Here is a 25,616-nt window from a genome sequence, read left to right as displayed (position 1 = left end):
GTCGTGTTTTTTGTTTACTTATTATTTAAACTTTTTTGATTTTTGTTTTTCATTATTCTTTTTCGGTCCAAAGTAAACCAAACCAAATATCAAAAACGCTGCGGTAACAATGATTGAAATAATCAAGAAAACAACTGGTCCGAACTGATAGATAAAGGGCAGTGATGCTGCTGTTACTAACCCACCACCTACAAAGGGTTCGAATAAGATTTGTTTATAGCCAAATCCTTCAAGCGCTGGCGTTTGATGCTTAGGATCTGCCACTTTCATTAAAAGTAAACCTGTTGCGGTCATTCCTGTAGCCTGACCAAAGTCCCCAAGACCTCTTTCAAACCAGTTATCTGGTATCATTTTCGGTCCTAAATAAAGGAAAGCAAAGACGTTCCAGACAATCGCTACAATTGAAATCAATAAGAATGGAATGATATTGTCTCCAATAACATCTAGAGACAAGGTTGCTAATGCAGATACCAATAAGATATCTAGTGCAAATCCAGAAATCTTGCTAATCAAGTTCTGGTCAATATACATATGAATGTTCATTTTATCGAAAAATAATTGAATCATCATACCACCAATCATAGCTAATGGGAATAATGGCATATAAGGAAACAGATAAACATCTGTCCAAGCACCCCAAGTATAGGCTTCTAGTAGAATCAATCCTTGTTGTAAAAGATACCCAAAAGCGATCGCAACGGCTATCAGTGAAAAGTGAAAGGCTAAAGGTTCAATGGCCTTCGCTTCTTTAACAGTAGGTTCCATATCATATCCGTAAGATTCACCAAGCTGTTCACGCTCTTCATCTGTGAAATCAGTTTCTCCGCCTACATATTTCGCCATCCCTTTTCTATAAGCGATATTGATCAAAATAATTCCAACTAGCACACCGACCAATATACCGATCGTTGCAAGTCCAAGTGCTAAGTCTGCACCTTCCGCAAATCCAAGAGTCGCAAAGGTATCTGCTAGACCAGCAGCTGTACCATGTCCACCAACGAAACTAATTTCGATTAGTGCCCCAGCTAACGGGCTCATTCCAAAAAATGGTGTCAGAACGAATATCGTTAGTAGTAACCCAACAACATACTGTCCCCAAGAAACAGCCTGCCCCATGACGATTTGAGGCCCAGCTGTTTTCCAAATCTTCTTAACGCTTGGTACGGTTTTACCTAAGAATAATGCCGCAAACACAATATTGATAAACATACCTGGAAGTGGTCTCCAAACCTCAAGAATAAATTCCGGAACCAACCCAGTATAGAAAAAGTTTCCTTCATCTAAAAACATAGAAGTCACTCTTCCTAAAGCGTCAGGTCCTAATAATAGTGCTAAAAATCCTGCAATAATTGAACTTGGTAAAAATAAATTACGTAACCAATTTACATGATTTCTAACATATTTTCCTAGTATCAGGAAAATCCCAATCATTACAAAACTAAATCCGATCATATTCGGTGTCATAAACCTTCTCCTTTTTCTAAGCCGATTTTTAGGCTATCCCACTAGTATACCGCCTTAAAGCCAATCAAGCAATCACTCAAAATATGATGACGCTTGCTCTTTTTCTAATATAAAGTATAGCTAATAGAATACAAAATAAAATAAATCAGAGTCACTACATAACTTCTTATAAGAAATTACCCAGTGACTCTGATTTATTGATCAGTCAATCTTTTTCAATTGGAACATTCGTGATTCTCCATGGTGCTGTTTGTTCTGTCGATGTCCGATAAACACCTGTGTCTGCGAGATCGATTGTCACTTCATTATCTGTTACTGATGGCCAAACAACTGTCGCATAAAAATAAGCACCATTTGTCGAAGTTCCTTGTGGCATACTTCTTTCTGCTAGTGGAACAATAAATTTTAAGTCTTCTTGTGTATCTTCAACTTTTCGATCAATATATTTACCAGTTAAAGGTGTTAAATAATAGTCTAAGGGATAAAACCTCTGTCCATTACTGACAAGTGTCGGTGCATAAGCACTGAACTGGTTATAGCCAATGGACTTATTTACACTCCAACCTCTAGCGCCCACTCCAGGAGAATGCGTTAATGCATCATATTTCAAACCTGTATCTTCAGACTTGAACACTTTGAACTGTCCTACTAGCATGCCATCGACTTGTTTAAGAGATTCAATTTCAATGTTTCCGAATTTTGTTTCAACAAATTCTGGAAATTTACTAACCGGTCCTTCCGGTTCAGGTATAGTTTCTTCTGTTGATTCAACGACTACTTTTTCTTTTGGAGGAGTAAACTGTAGAGCTACCCTACGATTTTGAGCTCTACCTTCTTCGCTTTCATTATCAGCAATCGGTTCATTGAAGGATCTTCCCTCAGTCGTTACTTCATTAAATTGAGATAAGTCTGTTAAATCAGCTAGTCGATTCCGAACGGATTCTGCACGTTCCTCAGATAACGACTGATTATATTCCTCGGTATTTTCTTTGTCTGTATGTCCGATGATTTCCAATTTACCACCATCGATTCCCGTTAACTCTATAATAGCAGCTTGTAGCTCGTCATCCGCTGTATCAGACAAGTCAGACGAATCAAAATCAAATAACACATCACTAGATAAATTTACCGTTGAAAACTCAACCTCGTCTATTCTACTGAGCGATGTTTCTAAGTTCTCCTTGTAACTTTCAATCGGTTCTACTCGTTTTTGAAGGGACTCGTAGTTTCCGTCCAATCCTTCGTATTGATCAGTTAAAAGTTCTCGCTTAAGAATATTATCCACCGAAGGCACAACATTGTCTGGCAAGGCTTCCTCTTCATCATCAAAAAATGCCATTCCAGAGTCATCTCTGTCTACAACCGGTACGTCTTCAACCAATCCAGCATTTTTGAACAATACCTGAACTTGATCAACCTCTGGCGCGTCGAAAGCAACATAATATGTCACTGGGTCTTGATCTGCACCAAATGTTGAATTGTCTTTCCCAGTTCCGTTTTCTAAAAAGGTCTGAACTGCTTTGGTAGTATACCCTTCTTCCATCAAAACTGCTGGATGAGACACTTTCATGTTTTTTGAGTCAACGAGTCTGATATCATAGCCTTGCTCTGAGCTTATTCCTTCGCCTGTGAATACACCAATATCAAATAACCGCTTAAAAGTAGAGGTTACATCTCCTTCTCCATCCACAGTAACTGGTAATATGCCATAACCCTCTTCGCGGATAATAGGACCAACTTCCATTTTTAACGTATATTCTTGATCTTCGTTGAAATCCCATATAGATCTCTCAATCATTACCGGATTTGTAATTGTAGCCTTTTCACTTTCACTAGTCTGCTTTTCGTCCATTTCAGTTGTTTCTTCCGAGCTCTCTTCTTGTGGTATTTTCTCACCTTCTATTGATTCTGCCAGCTCCGGTTCTTGGCTACACCCTACTAACAAAAGGATACTAAATAAACTAAAGATATACTTTTTCATTTTATGTGGTCTCCTATAATCATATTCATTGTTCTTCCCTATTATAGTAGCATAGAATTAAAAATTCTTAACTATTTTACCTAAAAATTTACATTAATAGTCAATCGTTCTTTTGGGAAAATTATTCTAATTTCAGCTTTATTTTTAAATCTTTAATTACAGGTTATCTAGTCAAATAACTCATTGGTAAAACTTTAAACGTTTTGCAAACGTTTACCTATTCTGATAATATTTTACTTTATAAAGGATTTAATTCTATTTAAGAGGTGATCTATGCTAATTTCAGATATAAAAAAATTATTAACTCTCAAAAGATGTATGACGACACACATAAGGACATCGAAGAAGTGGTATGTCAACACTTTTTTGAACAAAAATTATAAGGTGTAAATGATGATTGAGTTCACTTTCCTTCTGCCTCTCTAACTGAATGAGAGGCTAGTTTCGACCAGCTGGGGAACAACGGATTTGCAGACTTCCATTTCAGACTGTTCCTGTTCCCAATCTTTTCGATAATCGATAGGAGATTCGTAGTCCAATGATCCATGTGGGCGAAAATGATTCCACCAATGGACGTAGTCCATAAGTTGGACCTGCAGTTCATAGAGTGTATGGAATGTGTTGTCGTAGACAAATTCAAACTTAAATGATTTATACGTGGACTCCGCTACGGCATTGTCGTAAGGATTCCCTTTTCTACTTAACGAGCGCACAATATCAAAGGTATCCAGTAACTCATCAATAGTATGGTTGTCGAATTCTTTTCCCCGGTCAGTATGGAACACGTTGACCGTATGTAAATCACCCTTAACTGTAGCGAGAGCCTGCAGGACTAAGTCAGCTGTCTTATTGGGACCAGCAGAATACCCGATGATCTCGCGGTTAAACAAGTCTAAAATAAAACAAACATAGAACCACTTATTGGCAACTTTGACATAGGTCAAGTCCGTGACGATAGCTTTCATCGGCTCTTTCGGATTGAACTCACGGTTCAATGCGTTTTCAATCTTCGCTTGATTGACTCCACTCTTTTGTGGTTTGTATGATGGTCTATCATACTTGGACACCAGATGAAACTTTTTCATAATGTGTCCAATTCTCCGACGAGATACGATAAACGCACGCTTCTTCAATCTTTTCTTCAGTTTACGCGTGCCATAATTGTTTTTGCTTTTGGCAAACTCTTCAATAATCGCTTGTTCGAGTTCTGCGTCACTTTCTTTCTTTATTACTTCGTAATAATAAGATCCTCTACTGATCTTAAGGGCACGGCACATCGCTGATATAGAATAGTTATGTTTGTTGCGTTTGATTACTTCGACTTTCGCCCGAATATCAGCGCCGCTTGCTTTAAAATATCATTTTCCATCTTAAGCTGGGTATTTGCTTTCCTTAATTCTTTCAATTCTTTCTGTTCAGGTGTTAAGTTATCTCTTTCTTTGAATGAACCGGTTTGACTATGTTGACGTACCCATTTGTCAAAAGCCGATCCTGTAAGATCATATTCTTCTATGATTTCTTTTCTTGATTTTCCTGCTTTGTGTAAATCAACAATTTGTTTCTTAAATTCTTCTGTATAAGTTCGACGTGGACGACGAGTAGACATGATAGATTCCTCCTGTGTATGTTGTGTTTAGTATACACACCTTATCTTTTCTGTCCAACTGAGTGTAACCTATCCACTGCTTACCTTTACTATATGGATGATAAAGCTATCGGTTATGCGCAGACTTCTTTAAGACATGACTTACGTGGAAGGCACAAACACATCTCCAGTAGGATATTTAGAAGGTATTTATGTAGAACCGTATTACAGAAGACATAAGATAGCTCAAGTATTACTAGAACACTGTGAACAGTGAGCCTTTCAACAAGGATGCACTGAATTTGCAAGTGATTGTTCCTTCAAGAACACTGAGAGCATTTTTTTCACACGAATTCAGGATTCAAAGAATCCGCTAGAATTATCTGTTACGTAAAGCCTTTAACAAAGTAGTTTAATAGGGTTCTATAATATATGACGTTGGTGAGAAATCACTAGCGTCATTTTTTTCTAAAAAAATAGAAAACAAGTGAGTTCTCCTGTAGAATGATAGTCGCCTAAAACCAAACATCTATAGGGGGAACTCACTTGCCTACTTCAAATGATATGCAAAAAGTACTAGATATTCAAGACAAAAATATAGTCTTTAAAAATAACTGCGTTTCTTATGGCCTACATAAACAAAAGAAATGCAAATTTATAGACTGTACACTGACTTATACTCCTACGGAATGTAAAAAATGTCAGGTGCCAAACAAAAACTTCTCTATCTATAAAAATGGGACTCAGACCTCTAGAATCACTTTTCCGATGTCTGGTATTTATCCGACCTATCTCAGAGTGAAAAAGCAGCGGTTCAAATGTAAATCTTGTGGATCAACGTTTACTGCCGAAACACCCATTGTAAAAGAGCAGTGCTTTATTTCTAACTTCATCAAAGCAGAAATACTGACGAAGTCAGCTGACGCACGTTCAATCAAGAGCTTGTCTGAAGAGACGACTGTCTCTGCCACAACCATTCAAAGAATCATCAATGAACAAGTGAAGTATTATCGACCTTACTATCATTCATTGCCTGAGAACTTGTCAGTGGATGAATTCAAGTATGGTGAAGGCCAAATGGCTTTTGAGTATATCGATGTTGTGACAGGTACGATATTAGATATTCTACCAAGTAGAGATACACGAACAAACAAAGATCACTTCTATTCTCGATATAGTCAAAAGCAAAGAAATCAGGTTAAAACTATTACGACAGATATGAATGCCAGTTACGTCAGCTTCTTACCTGAACTGTTTCCGAACGCTGATATCATTATCGATCGATTTCATATCGTTCAGCTCGTGAATCGATCCATGAACAAGACACGCGTAAAAGTCATGAATCGACTTCGAACCTCTAATGGAGAAGATCAAAAGAAATACAGACGATTAAAACGATTCTGGAAAAAACTTCTGAAGAAAGAGTCTGAATTATCTTATACCGTTTATCAATAGTTTCCGCTGTTTGGGCAACGTTTGGAAGCCGCAATTGTTTCAGAGATGTTGGCTTATGATCCAGAACTGAAAGAAACGTATAGGGTCTACCAAGCTGTTCTCAAGTCCGTTGAAGAGAATGACTCAAAGCAGTTAAGAGCTATTTTAGATCAACCTGCTTCTCCTGAACTATCTGGATACATGAAAACTAGTTTAAAGACGCTAAGAACTCATTTCACTCATATCCAAAACACCTTTATTTACCCTTATAACAACGGAAAGATAGAGGGAATCAATAACAAGATCAAAGTATTAAACCGGGTAGCCTATGGCTACAAGAACTTTATTCACTATAAAAATCGTATTATCCTACATTTCAATTTAAAACCAATTAGATTTAAACATCGAATAATAGAAAAAGGAAGAGACTGCACAGTAGCGTAAGCTAGCCGTGCAATCTCTTCCTGAGATCATTCTTGATTATCTAAATTCTTCACCAACGTCATTTGACGTAGAACCTTTAATAGCTTCCACTAGAATATATCATTCGAGTAGTAAATCATTGAGTACAAAAAAAGCGATTCATCATTTAAGATGAATCGCTTTTTATATGAAGCGGGTGACGAGAATCGAACTCGCGACGACAGCTTGGAAGGCTGTGGTTTTACCACTAAACTACACCCGCAACGCAAAAAAAATGGCGCAGGACAGAGTCGAACTGCCGACACACGGAGCTTCAATCCGTTGCTCTACCAACTGAGCTACTGCGCCAAAACAACAAACGGTCCCGACGGGATTCGAACCCGCGATCTCCTGCGTGACAGGCAGGCGTGATAACCGCTACACTACGGGACCAGATCGTTCTTAATTTGGTAAGGAGGATGTGGGATTCGAACCCACGCGCGTTTTTACACACCTGACGGTTTTCAAGACCGTTCCCTTAAGCCGGACTTGGGTAATCCTCCAGTAAATCTATAGTAGCAGTTTCCTGCTAATGACCCCTACGGGATTCGAACCCGTGTTACCGCCGTGAAAGGGCGGTGTCTTAACCGCTTGACCAAGGGGCCTTGCAATAAAAAAATAAAAACGGAGAAGGAGGGATTTGAACCCTCGCGCCGCGTAAACGACCTACACCCTTAGCAGGGGCGCCTCTTCAGCCACTTGAGTACTTCCCCATATCAATAAATGATACGAATGGGCCTAAGTGGACTCGAACCACCGACCTCACGCTTATCAGGCGTGCGCTCTAACCAGCTGAGCTATAGGCCCCAAACAAAAAGCGGGTGACGAGAATCGAACTCGCGACGACAGCTTGGAAGGCTGTGGTTTTACCACTAAACTACACCCGCATAATGTTGAACGGTCCCGACGGGATTCGAACCCGCGATCTCCTGCGTGACAGGCAGGCGTGATAACCGCTACACTACGGGACCATGCTCTTTGTTTCAATTGCGGGGACAGGACTCGAACCTGTGACCTCCGGGTTATGAGCCCGACGAGCTGCCAACTGCTCTACCCCGCGATAATAAAAAATGTATTAATGGACCTTGCAGGACTCGAACCTGCGACCGGACGGTTATGAGCCGTCTGCTCTAACCAACTGAGCTAAAGGTCCGCTTACTATAATTAGATATAGCGGCGGAGGGAGTCGAACCCACGACCTCACGGGTATGAACCGTACGCTCTAGCCAGCTGAGCTACACCGCCATCGTCCTATGTAAGAAAGCAATACGGCGTTTTCTTCATAAGAAATCGGGAAGACAGGATTCGAACCTGCGACCCCTTGGTCCCAAACCAAGTGCTCTACCAAGCTGAGCTACTTCCCGTATGCTTTAAAAATGCACCCTAGAGGAGTCGAACCTCTAACCGCCTGATTCGTAGTCAGGTACTCTATCCAATTGAGCTAAGGGTGCTATTAAGTTAAGTGCCGAGGGCCGGAGTCGAACCGGCACGGTGAATACTCACCGCAGGATTTTAAGTCCTGTGCGTCTACCAATTCCGCCACCCCGGCTAATGATAGGGCATAATAAGCTTTGTAGAAGACAAATTTGTCTATTAAATTATCAACTTCTGATTGAAAGTCGATCAAGCGAAAGACGGGATTCGAACCCGCGACCCCCACCTTGGCAAGGTGATGTTCTACCACTGAACTACTTTCGCTGAAATGCCGGCTAAAGGATTTGAACCCTCGACCTACTGATTACAAATCAGTTGCTCTACCAACTGAGCTAAGCCGGCACAATAATATAAATATAAACATGCGGATGGAGGGACTTGAACCCCCACGCCGTGAAGCGCTAGATCCTAAATCTAGTGCGTCTGCCAATTCCGCCACATCCGCGTTTAAGATATTTATCATTACACATTACTGTGTAATGAGCCGTGCAGGGTTCGAACCTGCGACCCTCTGATTAAAAGTCAGATGCTCTACCGACTGAGCTAACGGCTCAAAAAAATGGAGGTTAACGGGCTCGAACCGCTGACCCTCTGCTTGTAAGGCAGATGCTCTCCCAACTGAGCTAAACCTCCAAAAATAAAAAATCAAGAGCTTGCACGGCAACGTCCTGCTTTCACAAGGGGAAACCCCTCACTATCCTCGGCGCTGGGAAGCTTAACGGCTGTGTTCGGAATGGGAACAGGTGGATCCTTCCCGCCATCATTACCGCACAATGACTCTTTTCTTTTTATAAGAGAACGTTGTTCTCTGAAAACTAGATAGTTGAATTCTTGCAAACATGTTTTGACGCAACACCCTCATACTCTTAACCCCGTTTTGTGGTTAAGTCCTCGATCGATTAGTACTGGTCCGCTCCATACATCACTGTACTTCCACTTCCAGCCTATCTACCTGATCATCTTTCAGGGATCTTACTTCCTTAAAGGAATGGGAAATCTCATCTTGAAGGGGGCTTCACGCTTAGATGCTTTCAGCGTTTATCCCGTCCACACATAGCTACCCAGCGATGCCTTTGGCAAGACAACTGGTACACCAGCGGTGTGTCCATCCCGGTCCTCTCGTACTAAGGATAGCTCTTCTCAAATTTCCAACGCCCGCGACGGATAGGGACCGAACTGTCTCACGACGTTCTGAACCCAGCTCGCGTGCCGCTTTAATGGGCGAACAGCCCAACCCTTGGGACCGACTACAGCCCCAGGATGCGACGAGCCGACATCGAGGTGCCAAACCTCCCCGTCGATGTGAACTCTTGGGGGAGATAAGCCTGTTATCCCCAGGGTAGCTTTTATCCGTTGAGCGATGGCCCTTCCATACGGAACCACCGGATCACTAAGCCCGACTTTCGTCCCTGCTCGACTTGTAGGTCTCGCAGTCAAGCTCCCTTTTGCCTTTACACTCTGCGAATGATTTCCAACCATTCTGAGGGAACCTTTGGGCGCCTCCGTTACTCTTTAGGAGGCGACCGCCCCAGTCAAACTGCCCATCTGACACTGTCTCCCAACCGGATTACGGTTGCGGGTTAGAGTGGCCATACAGCGAGGGTAGTATCCCACCATTGCCTCCACCAAAACTGGCGTTCTGGCTTCATTGGCTCCTACCTATCCTGTACAAGCTGTACAGACACTCAATATCAAACTACAGTAAAGCTCCATGGGGTCTTTCCGTCCTGTCGCGGGTAACCTGCATCTTCACAGGTACTATAATTTCACCGAGTCTCTCGTTGAGACAGTGCCCAAATCGTTACACCTTTCGTGCGGGTCGGAACTTACCCGACAAGGAATTTCGCTACCTTAGGACCGTTATAGTTACGGCCGCCGTTTACTGGGGCTTCAATTCAAAGCTTCGCCGAAGCTAACCTTTCCTCTTAACCTTCCAGCACCGGGCAGGTGTCAGCCCCTATACATCTTCTTTCGAATTAGCAGAGACCTGTGTTTTTGGTAAACAGTCGCTTGGGCCTATTCACTGCGGCTGACCAGATGGTCAGCACCCCTTCTCCCGAAGTTACGGGGTCATTTTGCCGAGTTCCTTAACGAGAGTTCTCTCGATCACCTTAGGATTCTCTCCTCGACTACCTGTGTCGGTTTGCGGTACGGGCAGCCTACTTCTAACTAGAAGCTTTTCTTGACAGTGTGACATCAGATACTTCGGTACTATAATTTCCCTCCCCATCACAACTTGTCCGTATAGATATAAGCATTTGACTCATATCAAGACTTATTGCTTGGGCGCGCATATCCAACAGCGCGCTTATCTTAGCCTTCTGCGTCCCTCCATTGTTCAAACAAAGCAGACTGGTACAGGAATCTCTACCTGTTGTCCATCGCCTACGCCTATCGGCCTCGGCTTAGGTCCCGACTAACCCTGGGAGGACGAGCCTTCCCCAGGAAACCTTAGTCATTCGGTGCACGGGATTCTCACCCGTGTTTCGCTACTCATACCGGCATTCTCACTTCTAAGCGCTCCACAAGTCCTCACGATCTTGCTTCAATGCCCTTAGAACGCTCTCCTACCATAGAACCATAAGGTTCTATCCGTGGTTTCGGTATCTTGTTTAGCCCCGGTAAATTTTCGGCGCAGGACCACTCGACTAGTGAGCTATTACGCACTCTTTAAATGATGGCTGCTTCTAAGCCAACATCCTAGTTGTCTGAGCAGTCCCACATCCTTTTCCACTTAACAAGAATTTTGGGACCTTAACCGACGGTCTGGGCTGTTTCCCTTTCCACTACGGATCTTATCACTCGCAGTGTGACTCCCGGATCTACATACAGTGGCATTCGGAGTTTATCAGGATTCGGTAACCCGATAAGGGCCCCTAGTCCAAACAGTCGCTCTACCTCCACGATGCACTATCCGAGGCTAGCCCTAAAGCTATTTCGGAGAGAACCAGCTATCTCCAAGTTCGATTGGAATTTCTCCGCTACCCACACCTCATCCCCGCACTTTTCAACGTACGTGGGTTCGGGCCTCCAGTGCATTTCACTGCACCTTCACCCTGGACATGGGTAGGTCACTTGGTTTCGGGTCGACGACGGCATACTAAACGCCCTATTCAGACTCGCTTTCGCTGCGGCTCCACCTCTTCGGCTTAACCTTGCATGACATCGTCACTCGCCGGTCCATTCTACAAAAGGTACGCCATCACCCGTAAAAGGGCTTTGACTACTTGTAAGCACACGGTTTCAGGTGCTGTTTCACTCCCCTTCCGGGGTTCTTTTCACCTTTCCCTCACGGTACTGGTTCACTATCGGTCACTAGGAAGTATTTAGGCTTGGGAGATGGTCCTCCCGGATTCCGACGGAATTTCTCGTGTTCCGCCGTACTCAGGATACCAGCTAGGTAAGATCAGATGTCGTATACGGGGCTTTCACCCTGTCTCGCGAACCATTCCAGGTTCTTCTACTATCTTTACTCGTCCATATCGCCGGTCCTACAACCCCAAAGAGCAAGCTCTTTGGTTTGGCCTCTTCCCGTTTCGCTCGCCGCTACTCAGGGAATCGCATTTGCTTTCTCTTCCTGCAGGTACTTAGATGTTTCAGTTCCCCACGTCTACCTTCTTCTCAGCTATGTATTCACTGAAAAGATATCACCCTATGACTGGTGATGGGTTCCCCCATTCGGAAATCTTTGGATCAAAGCTCACTTACAGCTCCCCAAAGCATATCGGTGTTCGTCCCGTCCTTCGTCGGCTCCTAGTGCCAAGGCATCCACCGTGCGCCCTTGTTCACTTAACCTTGCGGTTAAGAGTATGATATTAATTAGCGATGAGAGTTCTATTCAAGGAACAAAACTTTCTCAATTTGTTAATCTCGGTGTTGTTTCTTAACATGTTTGTTATTAATTCAACTATCCAGTTTTCAAAGAACAAAGTATAGAAGGAATAAATCCTTCAAAACTAAACAAAGTAAAGTAACCTGTGCAAGGTTCCGTTTGCCCTTAAGGCAATATCCTTAGAAAGGAGGTGATCCAGCCGCACCTTCCGATACGGCTACCTTGTTACGACTTCACCCCAATCATCCATCCCACCTTCGGCGGCTGGCTCCCCTAAGGGTTACCCTACCGACTTCGGGTGTTACGGACTTTCGTGGTGTGACGGGCGGTGTGTACAAGACCCGGGAACGTATTCACCGCGGCGTTCTGATCCGCGATTACTAGCGATTCCAGCTTCATGCAGGCGAGTTGCAGCCTACAATCCGAACTGAGAATGGCTTTAAGAGATTAGCTCAACCTTGCGGTCTGGCGACTCGTTGTACCATCCATTGTAGCACGTGTGTAGCCCAAGTCATAAGGGGCATGATGATTTGACGTCATCCCCGCCTTCCTCCGGTTTATCACCGGCAGTCTCGCTAGAGTGCCCAACTGAATGCTGGCAACTAACAATAGGGGTTGCGCTCGTTACGGGACTTAACCCAACATCTCACGACACGAGCTGACGACAACCATGCACCACCTGTCACTCTGTCCCCGAAGGGAAAGCTCTATCTCTAGAGTGTTCAGAGGATGTCAAGACTTGGTAAGGTTCTTCGCGTTGCTTCGAATTAAACCACATGCTCCACCGCTTGTGCGGGTCCCCGTCAATTCCTTTGAGTTTCAGCCTTGCGGCCGTACTCCCCAGGCGGAGTGCTTAATGCGTTAGCTCCAGCACTGAAGGGCGGAAACCCTCCAACACTTAGCACTCATCGTTTACGGCGTGGACTACCAGGGTATCTAATCCTGTTCGCTCCCCACGCTTTCGAGCCTCAGCGTCAATTACAGACCAGAAAGTCGCCTTCGCCACTGGTGTTCCTCCATATATCTACGCATTTCACCGCTACACATGGAATTCCACTTTCCTCTTCTGCATTCAAGTCTTCCAGTTTCCAATGACCTTCCACGGTTGAGCCGTGGGCTTTCACATCAGACTTAAAAGACCGCCTGCGCTCGCTTTACGCCCAATAAATCCGGACAACGCTTGTCACCTACGTATTACCGCGGCTGCTGGCACGTAGTTAGCCGTGACTTTCTGGTTAGATACCGTCAAGGTCGGGGCAGTTACTACCCGACTTATTCTTCTCTAACAACAGAGCTTTACGATCCGAAGACCTTCTTCACTCACGCGGTATTGCTCCATCAGGTTTTCACCCATTGTGGAAGATTCCCTACTGCTGCCTCCCGTAGGAGTCTGGGCCGTGTCTCAGTCCCAGTGTGGCCGATCACCCTCTCAGGTCGGCTACGTATCAAAGCCTTGGTAAGCCATTACCTTACCAACTAGCTAATACGCCGCGGGTCCATCCATAAGCGGCAGCCGAAGCCACCTTTTATCTAAGAGACAGGCGTCTCAAAGACATATGCGGTATTAGCATCCGTTTCCGAATGTTATCCCCCTCTTATGGGCAGGTTACCCACGTGTTACTCACCCGTTCGCCACTAATCCATTCTCTGCAAGCAGAGAATTTCATCGTTCGACTTGCATGTATTAGGCATACCGCCAGCGTTCGTCCTGAGCCAGGATCAAACTCTCGTTTTAAGTGTTTGACTTGCTCATTGATTGAAAATTGCGAATGAACCTTGTTCATTCGTTTAGTTGTCTTGATTCATAAATGAATCGAAGACCCCTGCACATTTGGTTGTTTTTACTTTGTTCAGTTTTCAAAGATCTACTCTTTATTGCTTCGTGTTATGTCGTCGCCGTGTTAACAACAACTCATATATCATACCACGTTGCCGTTTCGCTGTCAACAACTTTTTAAAATTGTTTTTTTGTTAACCCTTGATAACATTACGTTGGAAGCGTTAACCCGCTCGACTTATAGTAGTATATCATCTTGTGATATTCGGTGTCAAGAACAAATTTGAACTTGTTTTTTCGACTCAATCATCTCTCACAAGCGACAAGATATACTTTATCATGATATGGAATTCTGGTCAATAGAAAAGTATCATAAACTTCTTTTTTTATTTTTGATAGTACTCTTTTTCTCGGAATAAGCTTTATTTTAAAGGCTTTTTTCATATAAGTTAAATTTTGATTGACTATTGGAGCTAACTTCCTTGTTCGTTTCGACTAATACAAACCCTGCATCTTTATAGAATTGATTCAAATAATGGTTGTTTGCTACACAATCAAGTCTGATCACTCGATTGCCGTTTATAATAGCTCTATTGATCGCTATTTTTATTAGTAATTCTCCATTTCCACTTCCATGAGCTTCCTCTGCTAAGGCTACTCTATGCAAGTAAGTTACATGTCCTTCAGAATCTTTTCCCCATAACTCAGCGTCCCAGGAACTTTGAGTTTCCAGTAATATGAAAACACCTAAGTAGTATTCTTTTAAATAAGCCATATAGACGTTTTGGTTACGAATAGCTCTATCTGTTCTATGAACATCATTTCCTAAGAGTAAATCTCCCCACTGGTTTGACCCTTTTTTATTCAGCCACTTTGCAGTATCCAATAGTGTGTTGAATACTTTTTCGTAATCTGAACTAGTTGCTATTACACTTCTTAACTGTTTCTCCATATCGGTTTTCCTCCAGTATATCTATTTTAATAGATAAAAACCCCCTGCAGATATGAATCCGCAGGAGATTTCTTTAAATGAATTTATAAATCACTTTTATAAACGATTATTCAATTCATTTGCTAAATCTTCAAAGCCTGGCTTGCCTAAGAGAGCAAACATATTTTTCTTATAAGCTTCTACACCTGGCTGATCAAATGGGTTGACGCTATTTAAATAGCCCGAAATCGCAACAGCTATTTCAAAGTAATAGAATAAATATCCTAAAGTATAAGCACTATTATCTGGAATGGTTACTACAAAATTCGGTACATCTCCATCTGTATGTGCTAATAGTGTGCCCTGGAAAGCTTTCGTGTTAACAAAGTCAACATCTTTTCCTTCTAGGTACCCTAATCCGTCAAGGTCTTCTGACTCTGATGGAATATCAATGGTTTTAGCTGGATTATCGACTTTGATGACTGTTTCAAATAAATTACGTCTACCTTCTTGAATATACTGTCCAAGAGAATGCAAGTCAGTTGAGAAGTTTGCGCTTGAAGGATAAATGCCTCGTTGGTCTTTACCTTCAGATTCTCCAAATAACTGTTTCCACCACTCTGAGAAATACTGTAAGTTTGGCTCGTAATTGATCAATAACTCTGTAGAGTATCCTTTACGGTAAAGAACATTTCTTAACGCAGCGTATTGATAAGCTTCATTATTAGATAAGTCTGTATCTGTGTACAAACTTGCAGCGTCTGCAGCACCTTTCATTAGCTCATCTAAGTTACCGCCACTTACAGCAATAGGTAATAGACCAACAGCAGTCAATACTGAGAAACGTCCACCAACATCATCAGGAATAACAAAAGTTTCATAGCCTTCAGTATCTGCAAGTGATTTAAGTGCACCTTTTTCTTTATCCGTTGTTGCAAAAATACGAGATTTCGCTTCTTCCTTACCGTATTTTTCGATAAGTAAATTCTTGAACACTCTAAATGCTAATGCAGGTTCAGTCGTTGTTCCTGATTTAGAGATAACATTAACCGAAAAGTCTTTATCTCCGATTAATTCAATCAAGTCAGAAAGATACGTTGAACTAATACTGTTACCAGCGAAAAAGATTTGTGGTGTATCTCTTTTATCAGCACTTAATTCGTTGTAAAAAGAATGGCTTAAGAAATCAATCGCAGCTTTTGCTCCTAAATATGAGCCGCCGATCCCGATTACAATCAATATCTCTGAATTAGACTTGATTTTTTCAGCTGCTTTTTGGATACGAGCAAATTCGTCTTTGTCATATTCAGTAGGTAAATTAACCCAGCCTAGAAAGTCGCTTCCTGCTCCTGTACCGTTTCTTACTGTATCGTGAGCAGTTGTTACTTGTGCTTGCATATTATCTAATTCTTCTTTACCTATAAAACGATTTAACACTTTTGAATAATCAAATGAAATGTGACCCATTCGAGTTCTAACCTCCATATTTTTGATATCGTTCACTTTATATTTTAAAGGATTTACCCTACAAAAAACAAGAGGAACGTTAAAGATCCTCTTGTTGGTTTAGTCTGATCAAATCAGTAGAAATTGTGGAACACCTGAAATTTCCCAGTCTTCGAGTGTCTTTGTTATTTTCTCTGAGTGTTCCCAGGTTAATTCATTATCATCTGTTAGTAGTTCTAGCGGATTCTTCACTGATTCATCTTCATACGTGAATACGAATAAGGGTACACGGTTATCTTGAACGACTGCATTCGTCAATTCGTTCAATTCTAATTTTTCTACATCAATAGAAAGTACTTCTTTCATTCTTTCTATAATACAAGCGAGTGCCGTTTTCTTAGGTTTGACTTCTGTTGCTGGAAACGAAAAACCTTTTGATTCCTTTTTAACCAAGAATACATACCTATCATTTTCATCTTTAACCAAAACCGTACATGCTACATAATGATTTTTTGCTATCAAATTTTACACCTCACGTGATCTGACCAGATATTCTGGTTCAACTTCTTATAACCATTCACTCAACCACTTAACTCTATTGTTCCAATTCAATTACTTAGATTTGTCTAGATGTTCGCCTTCTTCAATTTCTCGAAGTGCTTCATCAATCCAGTTGGGGAATTTTCTTCGAATAGACTCAAACTCTGTCCCTGATCGCCGCCCGTATCTTGGGTTCTTTTTTTTATTGGAAAAAGGATGATATTTTGGTGTATTCAGTCCTCGCATGGATAAACTGATTTTTTTACTGTATTCATCAATGTCCATTACAACAACATCTACAGCATCTCCGATAGTTACGATATCTTCGATTTCTTTTATAAAACCATGCTTAAGTTCGGAAATATGCACGAGTCCTTGTGTTTCATCATCTAATGCAACAAATACTCCATACGGTTGTATACCTGTGACATTCCCTCGCACACGGTCTCCAATTTTGTATCCCATGAATTCACCTCTCAATCTTTCATGGAGTATTTTCTAATTTATCTTAAATAGTATATCACGAATGAATTCGTTAGGGAAACTATGGTGTTACCCGTTTTCCCATTACTTTTAAGGTACCGTACTAATCATCAGTAGAATTCATTACTGAACCACGTTATACTATAAAAAAGGCGTAAAGGATGATTAGAAATGGAAAACGATTTTGACAAAATAATCAACAGAAAAGGAACCAACAGTGTGAAATGGGATGCTCGTAAAGCATTTTTTGGATCAGATACAGCTTTACCGATGTGGGTGGCGGATATGGACTTTGATCATCCTGATTCAATCAAACAAGCTTTACATGAACTCATTGACCACTCAATATTAGGTTATTCACTTCCTTCTGATCAGTTAATAAAATCAATTGCTGAGTGGCAGAAAAGTAGACATCAGATGACGATTTCAGAGGAAAATCTATTATTCGCTCCAGGAGTTGTGGGCGCTTTAGGGGTTTGCGTTCAAGCATTGACTTCACCTAAAGAAGGTGTGATGATCCACGACCCTGTTTATACGCCTTTTTCATCTATCGTTGAACATAACGGTAGAACACTCTATCGTTCTCCCCTTCTCATTGAAAACGGACAATACAAGATGGATTTACAAAATATAGAAGAAATGTTTAAAGCACACTCTATAAAATTATTTTTACTAAGCAATCCTCATAACCCTGGAGGTAGAGTTTGGTCAAAAGAAGAACTTCTTGAATTAACGGCATTATGCGTAACCTACCAAGTAGTGTTAGTTAGTGACGAGATACACAGCGATTTGGTGTATTCTGATTCAACCATTTATTCCCCGGTCACTTTGGACGATCAGTATAAAGAGTGGGTCGTTACGCTTCACTCTGCTACAAAGACATTTAATCTTGCCGGTACTAAATTAGCTTTTTATATTGTATATAATGAAGAAATAAAAAATAAATTACAATTTATTCAGTCTCAAACAGAGCAAGGTGGCGTTTCTACTTTTGGTATGACGGCTACAGAAGCTGCATTTTCAAGAAGTGAGGGCTGGCAAAAAGCTCTACTAACTTATCTTGAAGAAAATCGACAAATCGTGATGGACTTTTTTGATAAAGAACTTCCAGATGTATTTTATATGAAACCTGAATCTACTTATTTGTTCTGGTTTGATGCATCTATTTTAAATATTGATAGCATGCAACTCAAACAAACTTTTGTAGACGTTGGAGATATTGCTTTAAATGATGGTCAATCTTACGGAGAATCAAGCGGACAATTTATGCGCCTTAATTTTGCTTGTCCAAAATCCGTTCTCTTGGATGGACTGAACAGGATTAAATCCGTTTTTGAATCGGTTCGTTAATTTTAGATTATCTCGAAAAAAGTGCCGCTGGTCGTATGTATAATACATACTTGGCCAGCGGCACTTTCATCGGGATGGTTTTCTTATTTTTCTAGTTCCTTAAGCGCTAATAGTAGACTTCCTGTTATCCCGGCATCATCCCCTAATTCTGGAGGGATAATGTACGTATCCAAGTCAGGTGTTTCAACATATCCATTTAGTAGCGTCTTGAATTCATTACGAATAAGAGGAAAGAGCTGTTTCTGCTTCATGACCCCTCCTCCTAGAATGATTTTTTCAGGACTCAAAATTAATGTGTAATTCATAAGTGCTTGAGCAAGATAAAATGCTTCGATTTCCCAAACCTCTTTACGGTCTGTTAACTCCTGCGCTTTTTTACCATAACGCTTTTCAATAGCTGGTCCTGCTGCTAATCCTTCAAGACAGTTTTTATGATAAGGGCATACCCCTTCGAATGTATCATCGGGATGCATTTTAACAAGTACGTGGCCCATTTCTGGATGACCAAATCCTTCTAGAGGTTTACCATCAACTACAGCTCCTCCGCCAATACCTGTACCCACCGTTAGGTAAATACAAGATGACTTTCCTTTTGCTGCTCCTCTTTCTAGCTCACCTAATGCTGCAGCATTAACGTCCGTCGTCCATCCAACTGGGATAGTATAGCGTTCTTTAACTTTTCCCAAAAAATCTGTATGTTTCCAGGCCGTTTTGGGGGTCGTTGTAACATAACCGTATGACTCAGAATCTTTGTTTACACCAATAGGACCAAAAGAACCAATCCCCATCGATTCTAATTCGAATTGATCAAAAAACTCAAAGACTTTCCCCAATGTTTCCTCTGGTGTAGTTGTCGGGATCGTTATACGTTCTTTAATCACCAACGCTTCATCGCTGATAGCGCATACAAATTTAGTTCCTCCAGCTTCGATAGCTCCTAACATTTCTAACACTCCCATGCTTTAATATGTAAAATCAGAGGTAAAGCGCTTTGGCTCTACCTCCCATTTTTCATTTATTTATTATCTATTAATTTCGATAGATTGGATTGTTACATCTTGAGTAGGTTTATCCATAGCATTGCGATCTACATTTTGAATCTCTTCTGCTACATCTAACCCTTTAACAACGTGTCCAAAAACAGTATGTTTTTGATCAAGCCAAGGTGTTCCACCATTTTCTTTATAAGCTTCAATCACTTCTTCGGGAAAGCCAGCTTGCTCAAGTTGAGGTATCATTTGTTCTGGTAAATCAGACATGGTTACAATAAAGAATTGACTTGAATTTGTTCCAGGTCCAGCATTTGCCATAGACAAAGCGCCTTTAAGATTGAATAGATCCGATGAAAACTCATCTTCAAAATTACCACCCCATAGACTTTCTCCGCCCATACCGCTTCCAGTGGGATCTCCACCTTGAATCATGAAATTCGGGATAACTCTGTGGAAAATAACACCGTCATAATATCCTTTTTCAGCTAATCCAGTAAAGTTTTCTACTGTTTTAGGTGCATGTTCAGGAAATAATTGTACAACAATGTCTCCTTTGTTCGTTTTCAAAGTTGCTGTTAACGCATCTTCTTTAAGTTCTGATAATTGTGGATATTGGCTCATGTTTAAATTCCTCCTTCATAAGATCATTATTAGTTTACAATAGATCAAAGAGTTTTCCAATACCTTTTACTTTATTACACTTTTTCAAAGACAGATATCCTTAAAAACTTCGGTTTCTTTTAATAGTCTGATAGAGTTGAATCAGGAATTACATACATAGTTAACACGTCTTCTCTTTTAATAATCATACTTTTCAAAAGGCAAACTTTTCTACAAATAAATACACTATTCATGTTATGATAAATACTAGATTTGTATCTATAGTAAAGGAAGATTTCTTATGACACTGTTTGACAACTACCCATTGATTGCAGCTCTAGGTGCAATCTTTATTACTCAAATCATTAAAATCCCAGTAGCTTTTTTACTAAGACGTCCTACATCTTTTGCACTTGCAACGTCTACAGGTGGTATGCCCAGTTCACATTCAGCCGGAGTTACCGCATTGATTACAGGATTAATCATTGAACAGGGGTATGGATCTCCACTAGTCGCGATTGCTGCCACTTTTGGTGTGATCGTTATTTTTGATTCGATGGGCGTTCGAAGACAAAGCGGAGAACATGGTATATTAATCAATGAATTGATTGCTGACTTTGAGAATCTTAGAAAGACAATTATTGCCATCAGTCAAGATGGTACTAAGGGCGTCAAGGAAATGATCGACGAAAATAGACAGTCAACAGAATTTTTAGGACACAAACCAATTGAAGTGTTTTTTGGTATTCTGTCTGGTATTCTTATTGCAATACTCATCAACTTTCTTTATTAATTGTTTACTTTATTGGAGGATTTTAAGTGGCAAGTGAAAATGAATTATATGATGTTACAATCATAGGTGGTGGTCCCATCGGAATGTTTTCGGCATTTTATGCTGGAATGAGAAACGTGAAAACAAAAATCATTGAGACGTTACCAGTGCTTGGAGGACAAGTTTCCTTACTCTATCCCGACAAAACAATTTATGATATTGGCGGTTACGCAGCTGTTACAGGTAAAGAACTAATCAAACAACTAACCGCTCAAATGCAGTTATTTGACCAAGCATTATGTATGGAAGAACAAGTACAGACCATTCAAAAAAACGATGAAGGTGTGTTTGAGCTTACGACAAATAAAGGCGTTCATTACTCTCGAACCATTATTATTACAACTGGACAAGGTGCTTTTAAACCTCGAAAATTGATGCTTGAACATGCAGAGAGCTTTGAAGACAAGTCATTACATTATATTGTCAATCATCTTGAGCAATATAAAGATAAAACTGTCGCGATATGTGGTGGTGGTGACTCAGCAGTAGACTGGGCATTAACATTGGAACCCATAGCCAAGAAAGTTTACCTTGTTCACAGAAGAAACAAGTTCAGAGCACACGAAGCAACTGTAGAACAAGTGAAACAATCTTCAATAGAACTATTAACGCCTTATGTTCCGCATGAATTAATTGGACAAGACGGAAACCTTTCATCTGTTGTATTCAAAGAAGCTAAAGGTGAAAGATTAACTAAGATTGATTTAGATTATTTCGTGGTCAATTATGGATTCAGTTCTTCTATTGGTCCTTTGAAAAATTGGAGTATAGCCTTAGACAAAACTGAAATTATAGTGAACCCAAAAATGGAAACTTCTATCGAAGGCATTTACGCTGCGGGCGATATCAGCACGTATGACGGTAAAATCAAATTGATCGCTACAGGTTTTGGAGAAGCACCTACTGCAGTGAACCACGCTGTCCATTATCTTCACCCAAAAGAACATACTCAACCTTATCAAAGTACAAATTTATCATTTGACGAATAAATAATTTACTCATTCTGAGGAGGATTTTTATTATGGTACAACCCAGTTCAAAATTACACAAAGTAGCATTACAACGTTTAGAAGAACGAGGGGTTACATTAGAGGAAATTGCTGAACTCGTTTATGACTTACAAAAGCCTTACATCTCAGACATTTCAATGGAATTATGTGTGGAGAATGTAAGCTCTGTCGTCAAGAAACGAGAAGTCCAAAATACTATACTAACCGGAATCGAATTAGATGTTTTATGTGAACAAGGTAAATTGTCTAGTCCTCTTCAAGAAATCATTCAAGAAGATGAAGGACTTTACGGAATTGATGAGATTCTAGCTCTTTCTATCGTCAATGTCTATGGGTCGATTGGCTTCACCAACTATGGTTATTTAGATAAAACAAAACCAAAACTGATTGGTAAATTAGATAATCATGAAAATTCAGGAGAAACACATACTTTCTTAGACGATATTGTTGGAGCGATCGCTGCAGCTGCAGCCAGTCGTTTAGCGCATGCAAACCCTGGCATTTCAGATATTATGAAATAAGCAAAACCCCGTTGACTATTGCCAGGGTGCTGACCCCCAAAAGTTAGAGTTTTAATATTATGCAGCCGACTGGCTGGCTTGAGTTCGGTATTCTACTGGATTTAAGCCAGCCAGTTTTTTCTTTCTACGAGTGGTATTGTACCACTCAATATATTCTTCAATCTGTTCTCTTAGTTCTTCATAGCTTACTTTAGGTTCTCCGTGATACATTTCTTGCTTCATAATCCCAAAAAAGTTTTCTATAACGGCATTATCAGAACAGGTTGCTTTACGAGACATGCTCTGGAAGATTTTATTCTGTTTTAATAAATTTACCCATTTTTTATGTTGATAGTGCCACCCTTGATCGGAATGAATCGTAGTGCGAACAGTAGCTTTTTGCTTTATCGTTTTAATAGCTTCTTTTAAAGGTTCCATTGCTAAATCTAAAACAGGACGCTTATTAATACTGTAAGAAATAATTTCACCATTATACAAATCTACTATGGGATTAAAATAAAGTTTTTGATCTCCAGTACATTTAAATTCAGTGATATCAGTCACTAGTTTCTGTAAAGGAATTGACGTATTAAACCGGCGGTTTAACTTGTTCTTGGCAACTTTTCCTACAGTTCCTTTGTAAGAGTTATATTTTCGAGTCTTACGTGTGAATTTAATACATTTCAACCCTAACTCCTTCATTAAGCGATAGACCTTTTTATGGTTGATTACTATTCCAGCGTCATTCAATTCGTCCGTGATTCGCTTATATCCGTAACGCTCTTTGGATTGATAGAATATATCAGTAATCTGTTCTTTTAAAGACAAATCGTAATCTTCTGCGCCTGTTCGTTTTATATGATAATGGTACGTAGCCTCAGGAATGCCCACAACTTTAAAAATATCTTTCAATCTATATCCTTCTTTTTTGAGCTCAAATGCCAACCTTGTTTGTGCTCTGCGAGGAAGGCATTTGGATTCTCCTCGTAAGCTTTTACCTTTTTTAAATAAGCGTTCTCTAACCTAAGAAGTTCATTCTCACGCTCTAGCTCTTGTTCTCTAGACATACTCTGACTCTTATTCACTTTTGTTTTTTTAGGTAATTTAGACATAGAAGGTCGTCCCTTTTTTTTAGGTTTCAGGCCTTCTATCCCTTCTTTGTTAAAAGCTTGATTCCAATTCGCAATAACAGAAAGTTCTCTGATTCCGAAGGAATTAGCCGTTTCTTGGTAGGAAGAACCTGTTCGTTTCATAAATTGTAATACATCTAATTTGAAATGAACAGGATAGACTTCTTTCGATTTCTTTGGGCTTAATCCTTCTTTTCCATAAGTTTTATAAAGGTTGGTCCATCTTCTAATAGGAGAAGAATCTGGTATACCGTACTTTTTAGCTAGTGATTTATATCCCAATTTGCCATTTTCGTATTCTTTTACAAGTTTTAATTTGAATTCTTGACTATATTTCGCCATGTAAAAAGCCCCCAAAAGTTAGAATGTTACTCTAACTTTTGGGGGTCGGTACACAGCGGGGTTTTTTTAATCTTTGAACGCTTTTCTTTTACTCATCTGATATCCTATAATGAAGGATCCTTCAATCAAGACGAAAAATAAAATAAAACAGTACATAAAGAACGCTTCAGGTAAAGCGTTGATAATCGGATCCGTTGCCGGGTTAAACAGCCAGGCATCATTATCAAAGAAGAGTTGATGGAATAGTACAAACATCTGATCAAATGCAACCGCTAAGAACATCAACAATACTGGGGGCACTAAACTCGCTATAAAAAATGGTTTAATCAATACCCAGTAACGTTTCGTCTTTCTTAAAAACCGAACGTAAAAATAGGTTCCGATTCCTGAAATGAATAGAACGCCGTAATTGACATAAAAGAGTCGTTTGACCTCGTAAAAGTGGAATAATCCATCTTCTGAACTGATAAAATCTGGAAAGTTCAATTCAGTGACCCAAGGAAAATGCAAGTACCTCAACAATACATAATAGTTATTCATCAACTGGTCATAAGTTAGTCCTAAACGTTCCGGCAAATCATAATTATAAATGGCAAGCTGATATAACGGAATAAACCATATTGTGATCGCAATGGCTATTGATACGATCAGCAACATCAAACTCACTATGCCCATACTCTCTTTAAATCGACTCATTTAGTGATGTCCCATTCATCTAATGTTTGAATGGTATAAGTTGGCTGTTTTTTCACGTTCGCTAAATCTACTTCTTTTGTAAAACCGGTATAGACTAGCAGCGTATCAATCGCATTATTGATCCCCGCTAAGATATCTGTTTCATAGTTATCTCCTACCATAAGCACTTCACTTTTCGCTAAACCGATCCTTTTCAGTGCTTCGTCCATGATGATTGATTCTGGTTTACCAACAAATGTAGGGGTTACTCTGGTAGCTTTTTCAATCAGAGCTACTAGTGAACCAGCACCTGGAACCATCCCTCTTTCAGTAGGAAGATTTGTATCTTTATTTGTAGCTACAAAATTGGCACCTTTTTGAATCGCTAGTGTTGCTTTCTCACATTTTTCGTAAGTCAATAATCGATCTAATCCAACAACAACATGGTCTGGCTGATCTTCATCCACCACAAATCCTGCTTGCTCCAAGGCTTGTTGCAGACCTTTTTCACCGACTACATACACTGAGTTTCCTCCAAGCGTCTTCAAGTAATCAGCTGTTGCAAGAGAACTTGTATAAATTTCATTTTCGTGTGCTTCTATATCAAACTGGTTCTTAAGCTTGATTGCTACATCTTCAGGGCTACTTGTAGAATTATTTGTTACAAAAAGAAACTGTTTCCCAGCTGATCTTAGACGTTCAATAAACGCTGGGGCTTCAGCAATTGGCTCGTCCCCCTTATACATTGTGCCATCCAAATCAATCAAATAACCTTTATACTCTTTTACAGTTTCATTCATTATATAATCGTACCTC

The 25,616-nt window shown here is 40.4% G+C and carries 18 protein-coding genes, 20 tRNA genes, 3 rRNA genes and 1 pseudogene; 6 read left to right on the top strand and 36 right to left on the bottom strand.

The annotated features are described in order from the left end of the window. Window positions 1-21 precede the first annotated feature (21 nt). From LG377_RS04700 to LG377_RS04690, 3 genes are all read right to left on the bottom strand, one after another. On the bottom strand, window positions 22-1,464 hold the full coding sequence (locus LG377_RS04700; protein WP_225743528.1) for a sodium/glutamate symporter: 1,443 nt from the start codon (window positions 1,462-1,464) through the stop codon (window positions 22-24). A 205-nt stretch (window positions 1,465-1,669) separates the two neighbouring features. Further along, complete coding sequence (locus LG377_RS04695; RefSeq protein WP_225743527.1) at window positions 1,670-3,445, bottom strand: OmpA family protein; 1,776 nt, start codon at window positions 3,443-3,445, stop codon at window positions 1,670-1,672. 422 nt (window positions 3,446-3,867) lie between these two features. Further along, window positions 3,868-5,051, bottom strand: a protein-coding gene (locus tag LG377_RS04690) for an IS3 family transposase (RefSeq protein WP_225743066.1) whose coding sequence is annotated in 2 segments (ribosomal slippage) — window positions 3,868-4,766 and window positions 4,766-5,051 — 1,185 coding nt in all. Because the reading frame shifts where the segments join, the coding sequence is not laid out codon by codon here. A gap of 136 nt (window positions 5,052-5,187) precedes the next feature. Here LG377_RS04690 and LG377_RS12515 point away from each other — a divergent pair. Continuing rightward, window positions 5,188-5,307, top strand: a complete 120-nt coding sequence (locus LG377_RS12515) for a GNAT family N-acetyltransferase (protein ID WP_225743526.1) — start codon at window positions 5,188-5,190, stop codon at window positions 5,305-5,307. A gap of 287 nt (window positions 5,308-5,594) precedes the next feature. Beyond that, window positions 5,595-6,908 (top strand): annotated as a pseudogene (locus tag LG377_RS04680) (ISL3 family transposase). A 170-nt stretch (window positions 6,909-7,078) separates the two neighbouring features. On the opposite strand, the gene LG377_RS04675 reads toward LG377_RS04680, so the two are convergent. The 27 genes from LG377_RS04675 to LG377_RS04545 form a co-directional block, all read right to left on the bottom strand. Beyond that, a tRNA-Gly gene (locus tag LG377_RS04675) sits at window positions 7,079-7,149 on the bottom strand. A 13-nt stretch (window positions 7,150-7,162) separates the two neighbouring features. Beyond that, window positions 7,163-7,235 (bottom strand) — tRNA-Phe (locus LG377_RS04670). A gap of 11 nt (window positions 7,236-7,246) precedes the next feature. After that, a tRNA-Asp gene (locus LG377_RS04665) sits at window positions 7,247-7,319 on the bottom strand. A gap of 20 nt (window positions 7,320-7,339) precedes the next feature. Further along, window positions 7,340-7,429: transfer RNA gene (locus tag LG377_RS04660), tRNA-Ser, on the bottom strand. A 30-nt stretch (window positions 7,430-7,459) separates the two neighbouring features. Further along, window positions 7,460-7,531 (bottom strand) — tRNA-Glu (locus LG377_RS04655). A gap of 20 nt (window positions 7,532-7,551) precedes the next feature. After that, window positions 7,552-7,639 (bottom strand) — tRNA-Ser (locus LG377_RS04650). A gap of 20 nt (window positions 7,640-7,659) precedes the next feature. Further along, window positions 7,660-7,733, bottom strand: a tRNA-Ile gene (locus LG377_RS04645). A 9-nt stretch (window positions 7,734-7,742) separates the two neighbouring features. Further along, window positions 7,743-7,813 (bottom strand) — tRNA-Gly (locus LG377_RS04640). 11 nt (window positions 7,814-7,824) lie between these two features. Further along, window positions 7,825-7,897, bottom strand: a tRNA-Asp gene (locus LG377_RS04635). A 16-nt stretch (window positions 7,898-7,913) separates the two neighbouring features. Continuing rightward, a tRNA-Met gene (locus LG377_RS04630) sits at window positions 7,914-7,986 on the bottom strand. A 19-nt stretch (window positions 7,987-8,005) separates the two neighbouring features. Next, a tRNA-Ile gene (locus LG377_RS04625) sits at window positions 8,006-8,079 on the bottom strand. 18 nt (window positions 8,080-8,097) lie between these two features. Further along, window positions 8,098-8,171, bottom strand: a tRNA-Met gene (locus LG377_RS04620). A 45-nt stretch (window positions 8,172-8,216) separates the two neighbouring features. Next, window positions 8,217-8,290, bottom strand: a tRNA-Pro gene (locus tag LG377_RS04615). A gap of 13 nt (window positions 8,291-8,303) precedes the next feature. Further along, window positions 8,304-8,377 (bottom strand) — tRNA-Arg (locus LG377_RS04610). 12 nt (window positions 8,378-8,389) lie between these two features. Then, a tRNA-Leu gene (locus LG377_RS04605) sits at window positions 8,390-8,475 on the bottom strand. A gap of 77 nt (window positions 8,476-8,552) precedes the next feature. Next, window positions 8,553-8,624, bottom strand: a tRNA-Gly gene (locus LG377_RS04600). A 5-nt stretch (window positions 8,625-8,629) separates the two neighbouring features. After that, window positions 8,630-8,702, bottom strand: a tRNA-Thr gene (locus LG377_RS04595). A 21-nt stretch (window positions 8,703-8,723) separates the two neighbouring features. Beyond that, window positions 8,724-8,805 (bottom strand) — tRNA-Leu (locus tag LG377_RS04590). Window positions 8,806-8,840: 35 nt separating this feature from the next. Beyond that, window positions 8,841-8,913: transfer RNA gene (locus LG377_RS04585), tRNA-Lys, on the bottom strand. 7 nt (window positions 8,914-8,920) lie between these two features. Next, window positions 8,921-8,993: transfer RNA gene (locus LG377_RS04580), tRNA-Val, on the bottom strand. Window positions 8,994-9,015: 22 nt separating this feature from the next. Beyond that, a 5S ribosomal RNA gene (gene rrf, locus LG377_RS04575) occupies window positions 9,016-9,131 on the bottom strand. Window positions 9,132-9,239: 108 nt separating this feature from the next. After that, a 23S ribosomal RNA gene (locus LG377_RS04570) occupies window positions 9,240-12,155 on the bottom strand. Between the two features lie 220 nt (window positions 12,156-12,375). Beyond that, window positions 12,376-13,927: ribosomal RNA gene (locus LG377_RS04565) — 16S ribosomal RNA — on the bottom strand. Together the 16S, 23S and 5S rRNA genes with 20 tRNA genes alongside form the textbook arrangement of a ribosomal RNA operon. A gap of 469 nt (window positions 13,928-14,396) precedes the next feature. Further along, complete coding sequence (locus tag LG377_RS04560; protein ID WP_225743525.1) at window positions 14,397-14,921, bottom strand: N-acetyltransferase; 525 nt, start codon at window positions 14,919-14,921, stop codon at window positions 14,397-14,399. A 96-nt stretch (window positions 14,922-15,017) separates the two neighbouring features. Beyond that, window positions 15,018-16,367: a glucose-6-phosphate isomerase gene (locus LG377_RS04555; RefSeq protein ID WP_225743524.1), complete on the bottom strand. Its 1,350-nt coding sequence runs from the start codon at window positions 16,365-16,367 to the stop codon at window positions 15,018-15,020. A 108-nt stretch (window positions 16,368-16,475) separates the two neighbouring features. Further along, complete coding sequence (locus tag LG377_RS04550; RefSeq protein WP_225743523.1) at window positions 16,476-16,868, bottom strand: NUDIX domain-containing protein; 393 nt, start codon at window positions 16,866-16,868, stop codon at window positions 16,476-16,478. Between the two features lie 90 nt (window positions 16,869-16,958). Then, the gene (locus LG377_RS04545; protein ID WP_225743522.1) at window positions 16,959-17,351 is read right to left on the bottom strand and encodes a CvfD/Ygs/GSP13 family RNA-binding post-transcriptional regulator; all 393 of its coding nucleotides are present in this window, start codon (window positions 17,349-17,351) and stop codon (window positions 16,959-16,961) included. Between the two features lie 189 nt (window positions 17,352-17,540). Between LG377_RS04545 and LG377_RS04540 the strand changes: the two genes are divergently transcribed. Then, window positions 17,541-18,719 (top strand): MalY/PatB family protein, encoded by a 1,179-nt coding sequence (locus tag LG377_RS04540; RefSeq protein ID WP_225743521.1) that lies wholly within the window; start codon window positions 17,541-17,543, stop codon window positions 18,717-18,719. A gap of 83 nt (window positions 18,720-18,802) precedes the next feature. Here the strand turns inward: LG377_RS04540 and LG377_RS04535 are convergent, their stop codons facing one another. Continuing rightward, window positions 18,803-19,663: an ROK family protein gene (locus LG377_RS04535; RefSeq protein WP_225743520.1), complete on the bottom strand. Its 861-nt coding sequence runs from the start codon at window positions 19,661-19,663 to the stop codon at window positions 18,803-18,805. A gap of 78 nt (window positions 19,664-19,741) precedes the next feature. Then, window positions 19,742-20,332, bottom strand: a complete 591-nt coding sequence (locus tag LG377_RS04530) for a peptidylprolyl isomerase (RefSeq protein ID WP_225743519.1) — start codon at window positions 20,330-20,332, stop codon at window positions 19,742-19,744. Between the two features lie 280 nt (window positions 20,333-20,612). Between LG377_RS04530 and LG377_RS04525 the strand changes: the two genes are divergently transcribed. The 3 genes from LG377_RS04525 to LG377_RS04515 are packed head-to-tail and all read left to right on the top strand — an operon-like array spanning window position 20,613 to window position 22,674. After that, window positions 20,613-21,104 (top strand): divergent PAP2 family protein, encoded by a 492-nt coding sequence (locus LG377_RS04525; RefSeq protein WP_225743518.1) that lies wholly within the window; start codon window positions 20,613-20,615, stop codon window positions 21,102-21,104. Window positions 21,105-21,130: 26 nt separating this feature from the next. After that, window positions 21,131-22,132, top strand: coding sequence for an NAD(P)/FAD-dependent oxidoreductase (locus LG377_RS04520; protein WP_225743517.1), 1,002 nt, complete (start codon window positions 21,131-21,133; stop codon window positions 22,130-22,132). A 32-nt stretch (window positions 22,133-22,164) separates the two neighbouring features. After that, window positions 22,165-22,674: a phosphatidylglycerophosphatase A gene (locus tag LG377_RS04515; RefSeq protein ID WP_225743516.1), complete on the top strand. Its 510-nt coding sequence runs from the start codon at window positions 22,165-22,167 to the stop codon at window positions 22,672-22,674. Between the two features lie 57 nt (window positions 22,675-22,731). Here LG377_RS04515 and LG377_RS04510 read toward each other — a convergent pair whose 3' ends face one another. The 4 genes from LG377_RS04510 to LG377_RS04495 all read right to left on the bottom strand — a co-directional run bounded on the left by LG377_RS04510 (window position 22,732) and on the right by LG377_RS04495 (window position 25,600). Beyond that, window positions 22,732-23,598: an IS3 family transposase gene (locus tag LG377_RS04510; RefSeq protein ID WP_225743515.1), complete on the bottom strand. Its 867-nt coding sequence runs from the start codon at window positions 23,596-23,598 to the stop codon at window positions 22,732-22,734. After that, window positions 23,562-24,125 (bottom strand): helix-turn-helix domain-containing protein, encoded by a 564-nt coding sequence (locus LG377_RS04505; protein WP_225742785.1) that lies wholly within the window; start codon window positions 24,123-24,125, stop codon window positions 23,562-23,564. The genes LG377_RS04510 and LG377_RS04505 overlap by 37 nt, the downstream gene beginning before the upstream one ends. Window positions 24,126-24,191: 66 nt before the next feature. Then, complete coding sequence (locus LG377_RS04500) at window positions 24,192-24,821, bottom strand: TIGR01906 family membrane protein (RefSeq protein ID WP_225743514.1); 630 nt, start codon at window positions 24,819-24,821, stop codon at window positions 24,192-24,194. Then, the gene (locus LG377_RS04495; protein WP_225743513.1) at window positions 24,818-25,600 is read right to left on the bottom strand and encodes a TIGR01457 family HAD-type hydrolase; all 783 of its coding nucleotides are present in this window, start codon (window positions 25,598-25,600) and stop codon (window positions 24,818-24,820) included. The genes LG377_RS04500 and LG377_RS04495 overlap by 4 nt, the downstream gene beginning before the upstream one ends. Window positions 25,601-25,616 lie beyond the last annotated feature (16 nt).

This window comes from Marinilactibacillus sp. Marseille-P9653 (assembly GCF_916618885.1).
Lineage (GTDB): Bacteria > Bacillota > Bacilli > Lactobacillales > Carnobacteriaceae_A > Marinilactibacillus.
Note: the sequence above shows the minus strand (reverse complement) of the source record. Positions and strands in the feature narration are given on the sequence as shown.

Bases quoted from the DNA above. Each gene is read 5' to 3' on its own strand.
- LG377_RS04700 (WP_225743528.1), bottom strand. From the start codon at position 1,464: ATGACACCGAATATGATCGGATTTAGTTTTGTAATGATTGGGATTTTC.
- LG377_RS04695 (WP_225743527.1), bottom strand. From the start codon at position 3,445: ATGAAAAAGTATATCTTTAGTTTATTTAGTATCCTTTTGTTAGTAGGG.
- LG377_RS12515 (WP_225743526.1), top strand. From the start codon at position 5,188: ATGACTTACGTGGAAGGCACAAACACATCTCCAGTAGGATATTTAGAA.
- LG377_RS04560 (WP_225743525.1), bottom strand. From the start codon at position 14,921: ATGGAGAAACAGTTAAGAAGTGTAATAGCAACTAGTTCAGATTACGAA.
- LG377_RS04555 (WP_225743524.1), bottom strand. From the start codon at position 16,367: ATGGGTCACATTTCATTTGATTATTCAAAAGTGTTAAATCGTTTTATA.
- LG377_RS04545 (WP_225743522.1), bottom strand. From the start codon at position 17,351: ATGGGATACAAAATTGGAGACCGTGTGCGAGGGAATGTCACAGGTATA.
- LG377_RS04540 (WP_225743521.1), top strand. From the start codon at position 17,541: ATGGAAAACGATTTTGACAAAATAATCAACAGAAAAGGAACCAACAGT.
- LG377_RS04535 (WP_225743520.1), bottom strand. From the start codon at position 19,663: ATGTTAGGAGCTATCGAAGCTGGAGGAACTAAATTTGTATGCGCTATC.
- LG377_RS04530 (WP_225743519.1), bottom strand. From the start codon at position 20,332: ATGAGCCAATATCCACAATTATCAGAACTTAAAGAAGATGCGTTAACA.
- LG377_RS04525 (WP_225743518.1), top strand. From the start codon at position 20,613: ATGACACTGTTTGACAACTACCCATTGATTGCAGCTCTAGGTGCAATC.
- LG377_RS04515 (WP_225743516.1), top strand. From the start codon at position 22,165: ATGGTACAACCCAGTTCAAAATTACACAAAGTAGCATTACAACGTTTA.
- LG377_RS04505 (WP_225742785.1), bottom strand. From the start codon at position 24,125: ATGGCGAAATATAGTCAAGAATTCAAATTAAAACTTGTAAAAGAATAC.
- LG377_RS04500 (WP_225743514.1), bottom strand. From the start codon at position 24,821: ATGAGTCGATTTAAAGAGAGTATGGGCATAGTGAGTTTGATGTTGCTG.
- LG377_RS04495 (WP_225743513.1), bottom strand. From the start codon at position 25,600: ATGAATGAAACTGTAAAAGAGTATAAAGGTTATTTGATTGATTTGGAT.